The 13,108-nt window shown below is 68.4% G+C and carries 13 protein-coding genes and 3 tRNA genes; 14 read left to right on the forward strand and 2 right to left on the reverse strand.

Annotated elements, in window-relative coordinates:
- Window positions 1-107 precede the first annotated feature (107 nt).
- The 5 genes from NP095_RS02170 (at window position 108) to NP095_RS02190 (ending at window position 2,740) form a co-directional block, all read left to right on the forward strand.
- Window positions 108-1,133 carry a quinone-dependent dihydroorotate dehydrogenase gene (locus tag NP095_RS02170; protein ID WP_232417666.1) on the forward strand — a complete coding sequence of 342 codons (1,026 nt, stop codon included), beginning with the start codon at window positions 108-110 and terminating at the stop codon, window positions 1,131-1,133.
- A gap of 86 nt (window positions 1,134-1,219) precedes the next feature.
- Window positions 1,220-1,292, forward strand: a tRNA-Thr gene (locus NP095_RS02175).
- A 29-nt stretch (window positions 1,293-1,321) separates the two neighbouring features.
- Window positions 1,322-1,395: transfer RNA gene (locus NP095_RS02180), tRNA-Met, on the forward strand.
- A gap of 58 nt (window positions 1,396-1,453) precedes the next feature.
- Complete coding sequence (gene rpmG, locus NP095_RS02185; RefSeq protein WP_078699153.1) at window positions 1,454-1,624, forward strand: 50S ribosomal protein L33; 171 nt, start codon at window positions 1,454-1,456, stop codon at window positions 1,622-1,624.
- A gap of 69 nt (window positions 1,625-1,693) precedes the next feature.
- On the forward strand, window positions 1,694-2,740 hold the full coding sequence (locus NP095_RS02190; RefSeq protein WP_256766109.1) for a UDP-N-acetylmuramate dehydrogenase: 1,047 nt from the start codon (window positions 1,694-1,696) through the stop codon (window positions 2,738-2,740).
- An 18-nt stretch (window positions 2,741-2,758) separates the two neighbouring features.
- Here the strand turns inward: NP095_RS02190 and NP095_RS02195 are convergent, their stop codons facing one another.
- On the reverse strand, window positions 2,759-3,271 hold the full coding sequence (locus tag NP095_RS02195) for a DUF4190 domain-containing protein (protein ID WP_232417664.1): 513 nt from the start codon (window positions 3,269-3,271) through the stop codon (window positions 2,759-2,761).
- Window positions 3,268-4,299, reverse strand: a complete 1,032-nt coding sequence (locus tag NP095_RS02200) for an adenosine deaminase (protein WP_232417663.1) — start codon at window positions 4,297-4,299, stop codon at window positions 3,268-3,270. Before NP095_RS02200 ends, NP095_RS02195 begins: the two co-directional genes overlap by 4 nt.
- 138 nt (window positions 4,300-4,437) lie before the next feature.
- Between NP095_RS02200 and NP095_RS02205 the strand changes: the two genes are divergently transcribed.
- The 9 genes from NP095_RS02205 (at window position 4,438) to rpoB (ending at window position 13,093) form a co-directional block, all read left to right on the forward strand.
- Window positions 4,438-4,510, forward strand: a tRNA-Trp gene (locus NP095_RS02205).
- A 43-nt stretch (window positions 4,511-4,553) separates the two neighbouring features.
- A complete protein-coding gene (gene secE, locus NP095_RS02210; protein WP_232417662.1) occupies window positions 4,554-4,775 on the forward strand; it encodes a preprotein translocase subunit SecE in 222 nt (73 codons plus the stop codon).
- 18 nt (window positions 4,776-4,793) lie between these two features.
- Window positions 4,794-5,606, forward strand: coding sequence for a transcription termination/antitermination protein NusG (gene nusG, locus NP095_RS02215; RefSeq protein ID WP_232417661.1), 813 nt, complete (start codon window positions 4,794-4,796; stop codon window positions 5,604-5,606).
- 83 nt (window positions 5,607-5,689) lie between these two features.
- On the forward strand, window positions 5,690-6,121 hold the full coding sequence (gene rplK, locus NP095_RS02220; protein ID WP_232417660.1) for a 50S ribosomal protein L11: 432 nt from the start codon (window positions 5,690-5,692) through the stop codon (window positions 6,119-6,121).
- A 109-nt stretch (window positions 6,122-6,230) separates the two neighbouring features.
- Window positions 6,231-6,947, forward strand: coding sequence for a 50S ribosomal protein L1 (gene rplA, locus NP095_RS02225; RefSeq protein WP_232417659.1), 717 nt, complete (start codon window positions 6,231-6,233; stop codon window positions 6,945-6,947).
- Window positions 6,948-7,057: 110 nt separating this feature from the next.
- Window positions 7,058-7,894, forward strand: a complete 837-nt coding sequence (locus tag NP095_RS02230) for a LolA-like protein (RefSeq protein ID WP_232417658.1) — start codon at window positions 7,058-7,060, stop codon at window positions 7,892-7,894.
- Between the two features lie 215 nt (window positions 7,895-8,109).
- Window positions 8,110-8,730, forward strand: a complete 621-nt coding sequence (gene rplJ / locus NP095_RS02235; protein ID WP_232417657.1) for a 50S ribosomal protein L10 — start codon at window positions 8,110-8,112, stop codon at window positions 8,728-8,730.
- A 57-nt stretch (window positions 8,731-8,787) separates the two neighbouring features.
- A complete protein-coding gene (rplL, locus tag NP095_RS02240) occupies window positions 8,788-9,177 on the forward strand; it encodes a 50S ribosomal protein L7/L12 (RefSeq protein ID WP_154595862.1) in 390 nt (129 codons plus the stop codon).
- A gap of 367 nt (window positions 9,178-9,544) precedes the next feature.
- Entirely contained in the window at window positions 9,545-13,093 is a 3,549-nt protein-coding gene (gene rpoB / locus NP095_RS02245; RefSeq protein ID WP_232417656.1) for a DNA-directed RNA polymerase subunit beta, read from the forward strand.
- Window positions 13,094-13,108 lie beyond the last annotated feature (15 nt).

Below are 13,108 nucleotides of genomic sequence, written 5' to 3' on the forward strand. Positions count from 1 at the left end.
CAGCGAGATCTGTAGCGTTCCGCACACTTTGGGTCCCCAGAAGGTACGCAGCGCTACACATCTCGCGCGCCGAGGGCGTGACGGAGGCGGTGTCCTAGGCTGACGCCGTGGCCTACGACGCACTGTTCGACTCCGTCTTCGCCCGCATGGATCCCGAGCGGATCCACGAACGGGCCTTCGCCGCGATCCGGGCCGGACGCCCCGTCTCGCGGCTGGCCTACCGCGTGGAGCCCAGCCCGGTCACCGTCATGGGGATCGAGTTCCCGCACCGCTTCGGCCTGGCGGCGGGGTTCGACAAGAACGCTCGCGGCGTCCTCGGCCTGCTGGCGCTCGGGTTCGGGCACGTCGAGATCGGCACCGTCACGGCCAAGCCGCAGCCCGGCAACGAGAAGCCGCGGCTCTTCCGCCTCGTCGACGACCACGCGATCGTCAACCGGATGGGCTTCAACAACGACGGCGCCGCGGAGGTCGCGTCGCGGCTGCACCGGCTACGGGGCACGGACGCGGGCCGGCGCGCGGTGATCGGCGTCAACATCGGCAAGACCAAGGTCGTGCCGGCCGAGCACGCCGCCCAGGACTACGTCGAGAGCGCGCGTCTGCTGGCGCCCTACGCCGACTACCTCGTCGTCAACGTCTCCAGCCCCAACACGCCCGGACTGCGGGACCTGCAGGCGGTCGAGTCCCTCGAGCCGATCCTCGCCGCGGTCAAGGCCGTCGCCGACGGCAACCACGGCGGCCGGGTGCCCCTCGTGGTCAAGATCGCGCCCGACCTGGCCGACGAGGACGTCGACCGGGTGACGGACCTGGTGCTCGCGCTGGGCCTGGACGGAATCAGTGCGACGAACACCACGATCGCGCGGCCCGACGACCTGCGGACTCCGCGATCGGTCGTCGAGGCCGCCGGTGCGGGCGGGCTGTCCGGCCCGGTGCTGGCCGACCGCGCGCTCGAGGTGCTGCGCGCGATCCGCTCGCGCGCCGGCGACGGCCTGACCCTGATCGGGGTCGGGGGAGTCACCGACGTGGCCGATGTGAGGACCCGGATCGAAGCCGGCGCGGACCTCGTCCAGGGGTACACCGGGTTCATCTACGGCGGCCCCTCGTGGCCGTCACGGCTCGCCCGGGTGGCCCGATAAACGCTGCGATTCCAAGGGCGGTCAAAGAGGGGGGTACCCCGATTTGGGAACCTGGCACTCGACCCGGTATCTTTACTTGTCGGCTTGCCCCTTTAGCTCAGTCGGCAGAGCGTTTCCATGGTAAGGAAAAGGTCTACGGTTCGATTCCGTAAAGGGGCTCTGAGAGGCGGGGTGACTCGTCGCTCCACGGCTGGGTAGCTCAGGTGGTTAGAGCACACGACTCATAATCGTGGGGTCGCGGGTTCGAGTCCCGCCCCAGCTACCGACAAAGGCAAGAAACGACGCCCAGTTCGCAAGGGCACGACCAGAAGAGGCACACCGTGGCCAGCAAGAGCTCCGACGTTCGTCCCAAGATCACCTTGGCTTGCACCGAGTGCAAGGAACGCAACTACATCACGAAGAAGAACCGTCGCAACGACCCCGATCGTCTCGAGGTCAAGAAGTACTGCGCGCGCTGCAACGCCCACCAGGCGCACCGCGAGACGCGCTGACGTTTCTCCTGCGACGACCCCCGTGCCTGCCGGCGCGGGGGTCTTCGGCGTTCGGAAAGGGGTGCCGCGGTGACTGCTAGCGTCGACCGTATGGACTTGTCCGAGGTCACGACCCTGCGGCTCGGCGGCCCCGCGCAGACCGTCGTCGAGGCGACCACCGAGGCCGAGCTGATCGACGCCGTCCGCACCGCCGACGAGGCCGGCGAGCCCGTCCTGCTGGTGGGCGGCGGCAGCAACCTGGTCGTCTCCGACGCCGGGTTCGACGGCACCGTCGTCCTCGTCCGCACCCGGGGCATCGACGTCTCGGCAGACGCGTGCAGCGGGGCGATGGTCACCGTCGCCGCCGGCGAGGACTGGGACCAGTTCGTGGCCCAGGTCGTCGAGCACGACTGGGAGGGCGTCGAGGCGCTCTCGGGCATCCCCGGATCGGTCGGCGCCACGCCGATCCAGAACGTCGGCGCCTACGGCCAGGAGGTCGCCGACACCATCGTCAGCGTCCGCACGTGGGACCGCCACGAGAAGCGCGTGCGCACGATCATGTTCACGAACCTGGGCTTCTCCTATCGCCACAGCCGCTTCAAGGCCGAGCCCGACCGGTTCGTCGTGCTGACGGTGGCGTTCCAGTTCCGCTTCGCAGGCGGGCTCAGCGCGCCCATCCGCTACGGCGAGCTGGCCCGGCGCCTCGGCGTCGAGGTCGGCGAGCGGGCCCCGCTGCAGCAGGTGCGCGAGACCGTCCTGGAGCTGCGGCGCGGCAAGGGGATGGTGCTCGATCCGCAGGATCACGACACGTGGAGCGCGGGATCGTTCTTCACCAATCCGATCCTGACGCCCGACGCGGCGGCGGCGCTGCCGGAGGGGGCGCCGCGCTTCGAGCAGCCTGATGGCACCGTCAAGACCAGCGCGGCGTGGCTGATCGACCATGCCGGGTTCGGCAAGGGGTACACCCGCGGCGCCGTGGGCCTGTCCGGCAAGCACGTGCTGGCGCTCACGAACCGCGGTGGCGGCACGACCGCCGAGCTGCTCGACCTGGCGCGCGAGGTGCGTGACGGCGTCGAGCGGGAGTTCGGGATCCGGCTGGTCAACGAGCCGGTGCTCGTCGGCGACGCCCTGGTCTAGGACGCCGCCGTCGGCGACTCAGAACAGCGAGGTCAGCGAGACGCCGGAGTAGTCCGTCGTGGTCGAGGTCGACGAGCCGGCGATGCCGATGATGGCGAGCGTCACGAAGAAGGCGAACACCAGGACGCTTAAGACCAGCAGTGCGGTGCCGATCATGCCCAGGATGCGGCCGGCCTGCGCCTCGCCGCGGCCCTCGTAGACGCCGGGGTTGGCGTCGATCTCGGCGACCGTGCGGTTGCCGATGACCCACGCGAACGGAGCGAGAACGCCGCACACGACCACGCCGAGGATGCCCAGGATCAGGACCAGGGTGGCCTTGGGGTGCTTCGGCGCGGGGGTGCCCCACTGCTGGCCCCCGGCCGCCGGGTACTGCTGGCCCGGGTACGGCTGCTGCTGACCCGGGTAGGGCTGCTGCTGGCCCGGGTAGGGCTGCTGCTGGCCGGGGTACGTGGGCTGCTCGGCACTCGGCTGCGGGTCGTGCGGCTGCTCGCCGGACGGATCGCCCGGGTACGACGGGGGGTTCTCGCTCATGGCGTCATCGTTCCATGTTCGTCGGCCAGCCAGGCCTCGACACCCTGCAGTGCACGGGCCCGCAGGTCCTCCGGTGCCTGGGAGGCGCGCAGCGACCGACGGGCGAGGTCGGCCAGCTCCTCGTCGCTGAAGTTCTGGGCGGCCCGCAGCAGCGCGTACTGACCCGCCAGTCGGGTCCCGAACAGCAGGGGGTCGTCCGCGCCCAGGGCGACCAGAACGCCCGAGGCCATGAGGTCTCGGACCGGCACCTCGTCGATCGTGCCGTAGACGCCGAGCGCGACGTTGGACGCGGGGCACACCTCCAGCGCGACCCCGGCGGCCGCCAGCGAATCGAGCAGCCGGGGGTCCTCGACGGCGCGGACACCGTGGCCGAGCCGGTTCGGCGCCAGATGGGTCAGGCACTGGCGGACGTGCGCGGGCCCACGCAGCTCACCCGCGTGGGGCGCCAGGATGAGGCCGGCGCGCCGGGCGATGGCGAACGCCGGCGCGAAGGACGCGGTGTCGCCGCGCCGCTCGTCGTTGGAGAGCCCGAACCCGTGCACGCCGCGTCCGGCGTACTGGGCGGCGAGGCGGGCCAGCGTCCGCGCGTCCAGCGGGTGGCGGGTGCGGTTGGCCGCGACGATCACGCTCATGCCCAGTCCGGTGCGCGCCGAGGCGTCACGGACCGCGTCGATGACCAGGTCGGTGAACGCCGTGATGCCGCCGAACTTCGCCGCGAAGCCGGACGGGTCGACTTGGATCTCGGTCCAGACGGAGCCGTCGGCGACGTCGTCCTCGGCCGCCTCGCGCACCAGGCGGCGCACGTCGTCCTCCGTGCGCAGCACCGAGCGCGCCACGTCGTAGAGTCGCTGGAAGCGGAACCAGCCCTTCTCGTCGGCCGCGGACAGCCGCGGGGGCCATTCCTCCACAAGGGCGGCGGGCAGATGCACGCCGTCGCGCTCGGCCAGCTCGATGAGCGTGCCGTGGCGCATCGAGCCCGTGAAGTGCAGGTGCAGATGAGCCTTGGGCAACGTCGTCAATGGCCGCACACCGCCATGCTGTCACGGCCCCGGCGCCGTGGCCGAACGGCGTCCGGTGGGACCGAGTTTCACTTTCTCGACCGGGCCGCGTATGCTTGACGAAACCGGCGAAACATACCCTGTTTCGTCATGCCCGGAATCGGGCGAAGGGCACTGGCGCAACTGGTAGCGCATCGGTCTCCAAAACCGAAGGTTGGGGGTTCAAGTCCCTCGTGCCCTGCAAGGTCGGCCTCCGGGCCGACGACGTTCGACGAAGGAGCACCGTGAGCGAGAATCACGAACTGGCCGGGACGCGCGCCAAGCGCACGTCCCCGCTCACGTTCTACCGCCAGGTGGTCGCCGAGCTGCGCAAGGTGGTCTGGCCGACCCGCCCGCAGGTCGTCAACTACTTCTTCGTCGTGCTCGTCTTCGTGTTGATCATGATGGCGTTCGTCGCCGCGCTGGACTTCGGGTTCGGCAAGGCCATGTTCCAGATCTTCGCCTAACCCAAGGACTGACACTTCGTGACCTCCGCATTCGACGAGACCGGCGCCCCCGTGGACGAGACGTCCACCGATGAGGTGTCGGCCGACGAGACCGCTGCCGACACCGACAGCGTGGACGAGGCTGCCGTCGAGGCGGACGCCTCCGACACCGACCAGGACGACACCGACCAGGCCGAGACTGACGAGACCCCCGCCGAGGACGAGGCCGAGCAGGCCACCGACCCGCTGCAGGAGTTCCGCGACCGGCTCTGGAGCCAGCCCGGCGACTGGTACGTCATCCACACGTACGCCGGCATGGAGAAGCGCGTCCAGCAGAACCTCGAGAACCGCAAGGTCGCGCTCAACGCCGAGGACTACATCCACGAGATCGTCGTGCCGACCGAAGAGGTCGCCGAGATCAAGAACGGCCAGCGCAAGCTGGTTCGTCGCACCGTGCTCCCGGGCTACGTGCTCGTGCGCATGGATCTGACCGACGACTCGTGGGGCGTCGTGCGCCACACCCCGTCGGTCACCGGCTTCGTGGGCAACACGCACCAGCCGGTGCCGCTGAGCCTGTCCGAGGTCGAGAAGATGCTCGCCCCGGCCGTCGAGGCCGAGGCCGCTGCCGAGGCGACCGCCACGGCCGAGCCGCAGCAGCCCGCGCAGGCGCGCGTCGAGTTCAGCGATTTCGCCCCCGGCGACTCGGTGCTCGTCATCGACGGCCCGTTCGCGACGCTGCACGCGACCGTGACCGAGATCAACATCGACGGCCAGAAGGTCAAGGGCCTCGTCGAGATCTTCGGTCGCGAGACCTCGGTCGAGCTGCCGTTCGACTACATCCAGAAGGTTTGATCGCCCCGCGATCGAAGGTCCCGGCGTCGCATGAACGAGCGGCGTCGGACACAGAACGAACAACACAGTAAGAAGGACCCGAAATGCCTCCCAAGAAGAAGGTCGCGGCTGTCGTCAAGGTGCAGCTGCAGGCCGGCAAGGCCAACCCGGCACCGCCCGTCGGTACCGCGCTCGGCCCGCACGGCGTCAACATCATGGACTTCTGCAAGGCGTACAACGCCCAGACCGAGTCCATGGCCGGCAACGTCATCCCCGTCGAGATCACGATCTACGAAGATCGCTCGTTCACGTTCATCACGAAGACCCCGCCGGCCGCTGAGCTGATCAAGAAGGCCGCTGGCCTGGCCAAGGGCTCGTCGTCGCCGAACACCGACAAGGTCGGCAAGCTGACCCGGGACCAGGTGCGCGAGATCGCCCAGACCAAGATGCCCGACATCAACGCCAACGACATCGATGGCGCCATGAAGATCGTCGAGGGAACCGCCCGCTCCATGGGCGTCACCATCGACAAGTGATCACCCCGGTGGTCTCCCGACCGCCGATCCCCCGTGGGAGGGCCAGCTGGGCCCGCACCACATCTGGTAGCAACAGACAGCAATGTCTTGAAAAAGAAGGAAACCAGTCATGACACAGCACAGCAAGGCGTACCGCGCCGTCGCCGACAAGATCGATCGCGACGCGCTCTACACGCCCCTGCAGGCCACGACTCTGGCCAAGGAGTCCGGCTCCAAGAAGTACGACTCGACCGTCGACGCCGTCGTGCGTCTCGGCGTCGATCCCCGTAAGGCCGACCAGATGGTGCGCGGCACCGTCAACCTGCCGCACGGAACCGGCAAGACCGCCCGGGTCCTGGTCTTCGCCACCGGCGCCAACGCCGATGCCGCTCGTGAGGCCGGCGCCGACTTCGTCGGCTCCGACGAGCTCGTCGACAAGATCAACGAGGGCTGGCTCGACTTCGACGCCGTCGTCGCCACGCCGGACATGATGGGCAAGGTCGGTCGCCTCGGCCGCGTCCTCGGTCCGCGCAACCTGATGCCGAACCCCAAGACCGGCACCGTCACGACGGACGTCGCGAAGGCCGTCGGCGACATCAAGGGCGGCAAGATCGAGTTCCGCGTCGATCGTCACGCCAACGTGCACTTCGTGGTGGGCAAGGCGTCGTTCAGCGCCGAGCAGCTCGCCGAGAACTACGGCACGGCCATCGAGGAGATCCTGCGTCTCAAGCCGGCCAGCTCGAAGGGCCGCTACATCAAGAAGGCCACGATCTCCACGACGAACGGCCCCGGCATCCCGGTCGACCCGTCGCGCACGCGCAACTTCGCGGGCGCCGACGAGGCCTGAGCCACCAGCTCCACGACGACGCCGTCTCCCTGCGGGGAGGCGGCGTCGTTCGTTTGTCCCCGTCGTCGCGAACGGGCCGCGGGCGAGGCGGGCGCGGGTAGTCTCGGCCCATGAGGAAGTCGCTCGCGATCCTGCCCGCCGCCGCCCTGCTGGCCCTGTCCGCCTGTGCGGGCTCCGGCGGTGACGACACCACTGCGGCTGCCGCCACGTCGTCGGCGTCGGCCGAGGCGAAGCCGGCCGCGGCACCGGCCGCCGGCGAGCTGACGCGCGACAACTTCGTCGAGCGGATCGGCGCGGCCCAGGCGAAGGCCGGCAGCACGCATCTGCAGATGTCGACGGACTCGAACGGGCGTACGCTGGCCCTCGACGGTGACGTGCAGCTGGGCGAGGACGTCGAGGATGCGCGCACCCGCCTGACCTTGGACGTGGGCCAGATGGCGATGGAGCTGCGCATGGTCGACGGCGTCGCCTACCTGAAGCTCGGCGCCCTGAGCGAGGGCAAGTTCGTCAAGGTCGACCTCACCGATCCGAACGACCCGATGACGCGGGAGTACGGCTCGCTCACCGGGCAGATCGATCCGGCCAAGCAGTTGAAGTCCTTCCGATCGGCTCTGGTGGAGTTCGAGAACCAGGGCGACGGCGGCACCGTCGACGGAGTCGAGACCACCAGGCTGCGGCTCGTCCTCGACACCGCCAAGGTGATGAAGCACCAGAACCGGGGCACGGCGGGCTCGAAGTCCTCCGTGCCGAAGCAGGTCGAGTACACGCTCCTGGTCGGCTCCGACGACCTCATGCGTCAGATGACGATGGACTTCGGCGACGAGCCGGTCACCGTCGACTGGACGAAGTGGGGCGAGCCGGTCGAGGTCACGGCCCCGGCGAAGTCGCAGATCACCGACAGCAACCCCCTCGCGGGACTGGCCGGCCTGGGCGCCGCACGCGGCTGAGCGCACCGATTTGGAGTTACGGCACGCGTCCGCCTAGACTGGACGAGCCGAAGACCGCCGGTGGTGTCTCCCACGAGTCACCCGAAGCGCCCGCAAGGGCGGCCCGCGTAGGTTCAGATCAGGGTTCGTCCCTGCGTTCACATCGAGCGTCCTGTGCCTACGCACGGGACGCTTTTTCGTGCCAGGTGGTCTTCGCATGACAGTGAAGGAGACCCATGGCACGCCCGGACAAGGCAGCAGCCGTCGCCGAGCTCGCGGACAACTTCCGCGAGTCCAACGGCGCGGTGCTCACCGAGTACCGCGGCCTCAACGTCAAGCAGCTGCATGATTTGCGGCGCGCGCTTGGCGATGCCGCGAGCTATGCCGTCGCCAAGAACACGCTGACCAAGATCGCTGCGCGGGATGCCGGAATCGAGCTCGACGAGTCGTTGCTCACCGGTCCCACCGCGATCGCCTTCATCACGGGCGATCCGGTCGACGCGGCGAAGGGTCTGCGTGACTTCGCGAAGGCTAACCCCGCTCTCGTCCTGAAGGGTGGCTTCCTCGACGGGAAGACCCTCTCCGCGGACGAGATCAACACGTTGGCCGACCTCGAGTCGCGCGAGGTTCTCCTCGCGATGCTCGCTGGCGGCCTCAAGGCCAACCTGGCCAAGGCCGCGGGGCTCTTCAACGCCCCGCTCTCGCAGGCAGTCCGCACCATGGCGGCGCTGCAGGCGAAGGCCGAAGCCGATCCGTCGGTCCTGGCTGCGGGAGCTCCCGCCGCCGAGACCGCCGAGCAGGCACCTGCCGACGAGGCCCCCGCGGCCGAGTCGGACACCGAGAACACCGAGGGCTGAACCGCCCCGATCACCATCGGGACCCCCTCGGGGTCTCATTGTCGAAAGGACGCCACTATGGCGAAGCTGAGCACCGATGAACTGCTGGATGCCTTCAAGGAAATGACGCTGATCGAGCTCTCCGAGTTCGTGAAGCAGTTCGAGGAGACCTTCGAGGTCACCGCCGCCGCTCCGGTGGCCGTGGCCGCCGCTGGCGCCCCGGCGGGTGGCGGCGACGCCGCTGCCGCCGAGGAGAAGGACGAGTTCGACGTCGTCCTCGAGGCCGCTGGCGACAAGAAGATCCAGGTCATCAAGGAGGTCCGCGGCCTCACGAGCCTGGGCCTGAAGGAGGCCAAGGACCTCGTCGAGAGCGCCCCCAAGGCCATCCTCGAGGGCGTCAACAAGGACGCCGCCGAGAAGGCGAAGGAGGCCCTCGAGGCCGCCGGCGCCACGATCACCCTCAAGTGATCTTCGGCTGACCGCAGTTTCGAAGGCGCTCGTCCCCCCGGGGGCGGGCGCCTTCGGCGTACCTGATATAGGCGGAAATCGCCGCAATGGCAGGGGGGAAACGAATGATCGTCCCCGATCCTGTCGGCCTTGTCAAGACCCGGGGTTGATATCGGTGTGTCGTCGGGTTAGTCTTAAGGTTCGCACCCACTTTGCCATGCCCTCGAACTGTGCTGTCCGTGGTGGACACGCCTTGACAGGGCTCCTGAAGCGTGCGCGCTCGCGGCACCAGCCGCGTGACTTCGTGCGGCGAGAGCCGCGCGTCGACAACTGAAGAGTACAGAACCGCCACGTTCATCGCATGCGAGTTCCTTCGGAAGGACTTCTCTTGGCCGCCTCGCGTACCGCCGCACACCCGAACCACAGCAGCAACCCGCGTATCTCTTTCGCGAAAATCGCCGAACCGCTCGAGGTTCCCGAACTCCTCTCCCTGCAGACCGACAGCTTCGACTGGCTGATCGGTAGCGACGCCTGGCGCGAGCGCGTCGAAGCCGATCTGGCTGCGGGCCGCAACGATGTCTCGGCCAAGTCCGGCCTGGAGGAGATCTTCGAGGAGATCAGTCCCATCGAGGACTTCTCCGAGACGATGAGCCTGTCGTTCCGCGATCACCGGTTCGAGCCGGCCAAGTACTCCGTCGAGGACTGCAAGGACCGCGACGTCACGTACGCCGCCCCCCTGTTCGTCACCGCCGAGTTCATGAACAACGAGACCGGCGAGATCAAGAGCCAGACCGTCTTCATGGGCGAGTTCCCGCTCATGACCGACAAGGGCACCTTCATCATCAACGGCACCGAGCGTGTCGTCGTCTCCCAGCTGGTCCGCTCGCCGGGCGTCTACTTCGAGCGCACCGCCGACAAGACGTCCGACAAGGACATCTTCACGGCGCGCGTCATTCCCTCGCGTGGTGCCTGGCTCGAGTTCGAGATCGACAAGCGCGACATCGTCGGCGTCCGTCTCGACCGCAAGCGCAAGCAGTCCGTCACGATGCTGCTCAAGGCGCTCGGCTTCACCGAGGAGCGCATCCTCGAGGACTTCGGCCAGTACGAGTCCGTCCGTCTGACGATGGAGAAGGACTCGGTCCGCAGTGACGTCGTCCGCGAGGAGCTCGAGAAGAAGGCCCGCGACGCCGCCGTCACCAACGAGATGGTCGACGCCGAGGTCACCCGTCGCTCGCTGATCGACATCTACCGCAAGCTGCGTCCGGGCGAGCCGCCGTCGGTCGAGGCCGCGCAGACCCTGTTGGAGAACTACTACTTCAACCCGAAGCGCTACGACACGGCCAAGGTCGGTCGTCACAAGATCAACAAGAAGCTCGGCACCGACGCCGCCTTCGACCAGCAGACCCTGACGCTCGACGACGTCGTCGCCACGATCCGCTACGTCGTCGCGCTGCACGACGGTGCGACCGAGCTCGAGACCCCGACCGGCACCATTCCGGTCGAGGCCGACGACATCGACCACTTCGGCAACCGCCGCATGCGCACCGTGGGCGAGCTCATCCAGAACCAGCTGCGTACGGGCCTGGCCCGCATGGAGCGCGTCGTGCGCGAGCGGATGACGACCCAGGACGTCGAGGCCATCACGCCGCAGACCCTGATCAACATCCGCCCGATCACCGCGGCGCTGAAGGAGTTCTTCGGCACCAGCCAGCTGTCGCAGTTCATGGACCAGAACAACCCGCTCGCGGGCCTGACGCACAAGCGTCGTCTGTCGGCCCTCGGCCCGGGTGGTCTGTCGCGTGAGCGCGCCGGCTACGAGGTCCGTGACGTCCACCCGTCGCACTACGGCCGCATGTGCCCCATCGAGACCCCGGAAGGCCCGAACATCGGCCTGATCGGCTCGCTGGCGTCCTTCGGTCGGATCAACCCGTTCGGCTTCGTCGAGACGCCGTACCGCCGCGTCATCGACGGCAAGGTCAGCGACCAGATCGACTACCTGACCGCCACGGACGAGGATCGCTACATCGTCGCGCAGGCCAACTCCCTGCTCAACGAGGACGGCTCCTTCGCCGAGGACGCCGTGCTGGTTCGCCAGCGTGGCGGCGAGGCCGAGCTCCGCCCGGCCGCCGAGGTCGACTACATGGACGTGTCGCCGCGCCAGATGGTGTCGGTGGCCACGGCCCTGATCCCGTTCCTCGAGCACGACGACGCGAACCGCGCGCTCATGGGCGCCAACATGCAGCGTCAGGCCGTCCCGCTGATCCGCAACGACGCCCCGCTCGTCGGCACCGGCATGGAGTACCGCGCCGCCGTCGACGCCGGTGACGTCACCGTCGCCAAGAAGGCCGGCGTCGTCAAGGAGGTCTCGGCGGACTCCGTCGAGATCATGGAGGACGAGGGCACGTACACCACGTACCGCCTGGCGAAGTTCCGTCGCTCGAACCAGGGCACCTGCACGAACCAGCGTCCGCTGGTCCGCGAGGGGCAGCGGGTCGAGGTCGGCACGCCGCTGGCCGACGGTCCCTGCACCGATCACGGTGAGATGGCGCTGGGCACCAACCTGCTCGTCGCCTTCATGCCGTGGCAGGGCCACAACTACGAGGACGCGATCATCCTGTCCCAGCGCGTCGTCCAGGACGACCTGCTGACCTCGATCCACATCGAGGAGCACGAGGTCGACGCCCGCGACACCAAGCTGGGCCCGGAGGAGATCACCCGTGACGTCCCGAACGTCAGCGAGGAGACCCTCGCCAACCTCGACGAGCGCGGCATCATCCGCATCGGCGCCGAGGTCGGCAACGGCGACATCCTCGTCGGCAAGGTCACGCCCAAGGGCGAGACCGAGCTGACCCCCGAGGAGCGCCTGCTGCGCGCGATCTTCGGCGAGAAGGCGCGCGAGGTGCGCGACACCTCGCTCAAGGTCCCGCACGGCGAGTCCGGCACCGTCATCGGCGTGCGCGTCTTCGACGCGTCCGAGGGTGACGAGCTCAGCCCCGGCGTGAACCAGCTGGTCCGCGTCTACGTGGCCCAGAAGCGCAAGATCAGCCACGGCGACAAGCTCGCCGGCCGTCACGGCAACAAGGGCGTCATCGCCAAGATCCTGCCCATCGAGGACATGCCGTTCCTCGAGGACGGCACGGCGGTCGACATCGTCCTGAACCCGCTCGGTGTGCCCGGTCGTATGAACGTCGGCCAGGTCCTGGAGAACCACCTGGGCTGGATCGCCAAGGCGGGCTGGGAAGTCCCGGCCGACGTCAAGGACGAGTGGGCCGAGCGCCTGCGCAAGATCGGTGCCGACTCGGCTCCGCCGAACACGAATATCGCCACCCCGGTGTTCGACGGTGCGCGCGAGGACGAGATCTCCGGTCTGCTGTCCAACACGCGTCCGAACCGTGACGGCAACCGCATGGTTCAGCCCGATGGCAAGGCGGTGCTCTTCGACGGTCGTAGCGGCGAGAAGTTCCCCGGCCCGATCAGCGTCGGCTACATGTACATGCTGAAGCTGCACCACCTGGTCGACGACAAGATCCACGCGCGCTCGACCGGCCCGTACTCGATGATCACCCAGCAGCCGCTCGGCGGTAAGGCCCAGTTCGGTGGCCAGCGCTTCGGTGAGATGGAGGTCTGGGCCCTCGAGGCCTACGGTGCCGCCTACGCGCTGCAGGAGCTGCTGACGATCAAGTCCGACGACATCGTCGGCCGCGTCAAGGTGTACGAAGCCATCGTGAAGGGCGAGAACGTCCCCGAGCCGGGAATCCCCGAGTCGTTCAAGGTTCTCGTCAAGGAGATGCAGTCGCTGTGTCTCAACGTCGAAGTGCTCTCGGCCGACGGCAGTGCCGTCGAGATGAAGGACTCCGAGGAGGAGTTCTTCCGCGCCGCTGAAGAGCTCGGTATCGACCTGTCCCGCCGCGAGCCGTCGTCCGTCGACGAGCTCTGAGCACCGGACACCCAC

The organism is Aeromicrobium duanguangcaii (assembly GCF_024508295.1).
GTDB classification, from domain to species: domain Bacteria; phylum Actinomycetota; class Actinomycetes; order Propionibacteriales; family Nocardioidaceae; genus Aeromicrobium; species Aeromicrobium duanguangcaii.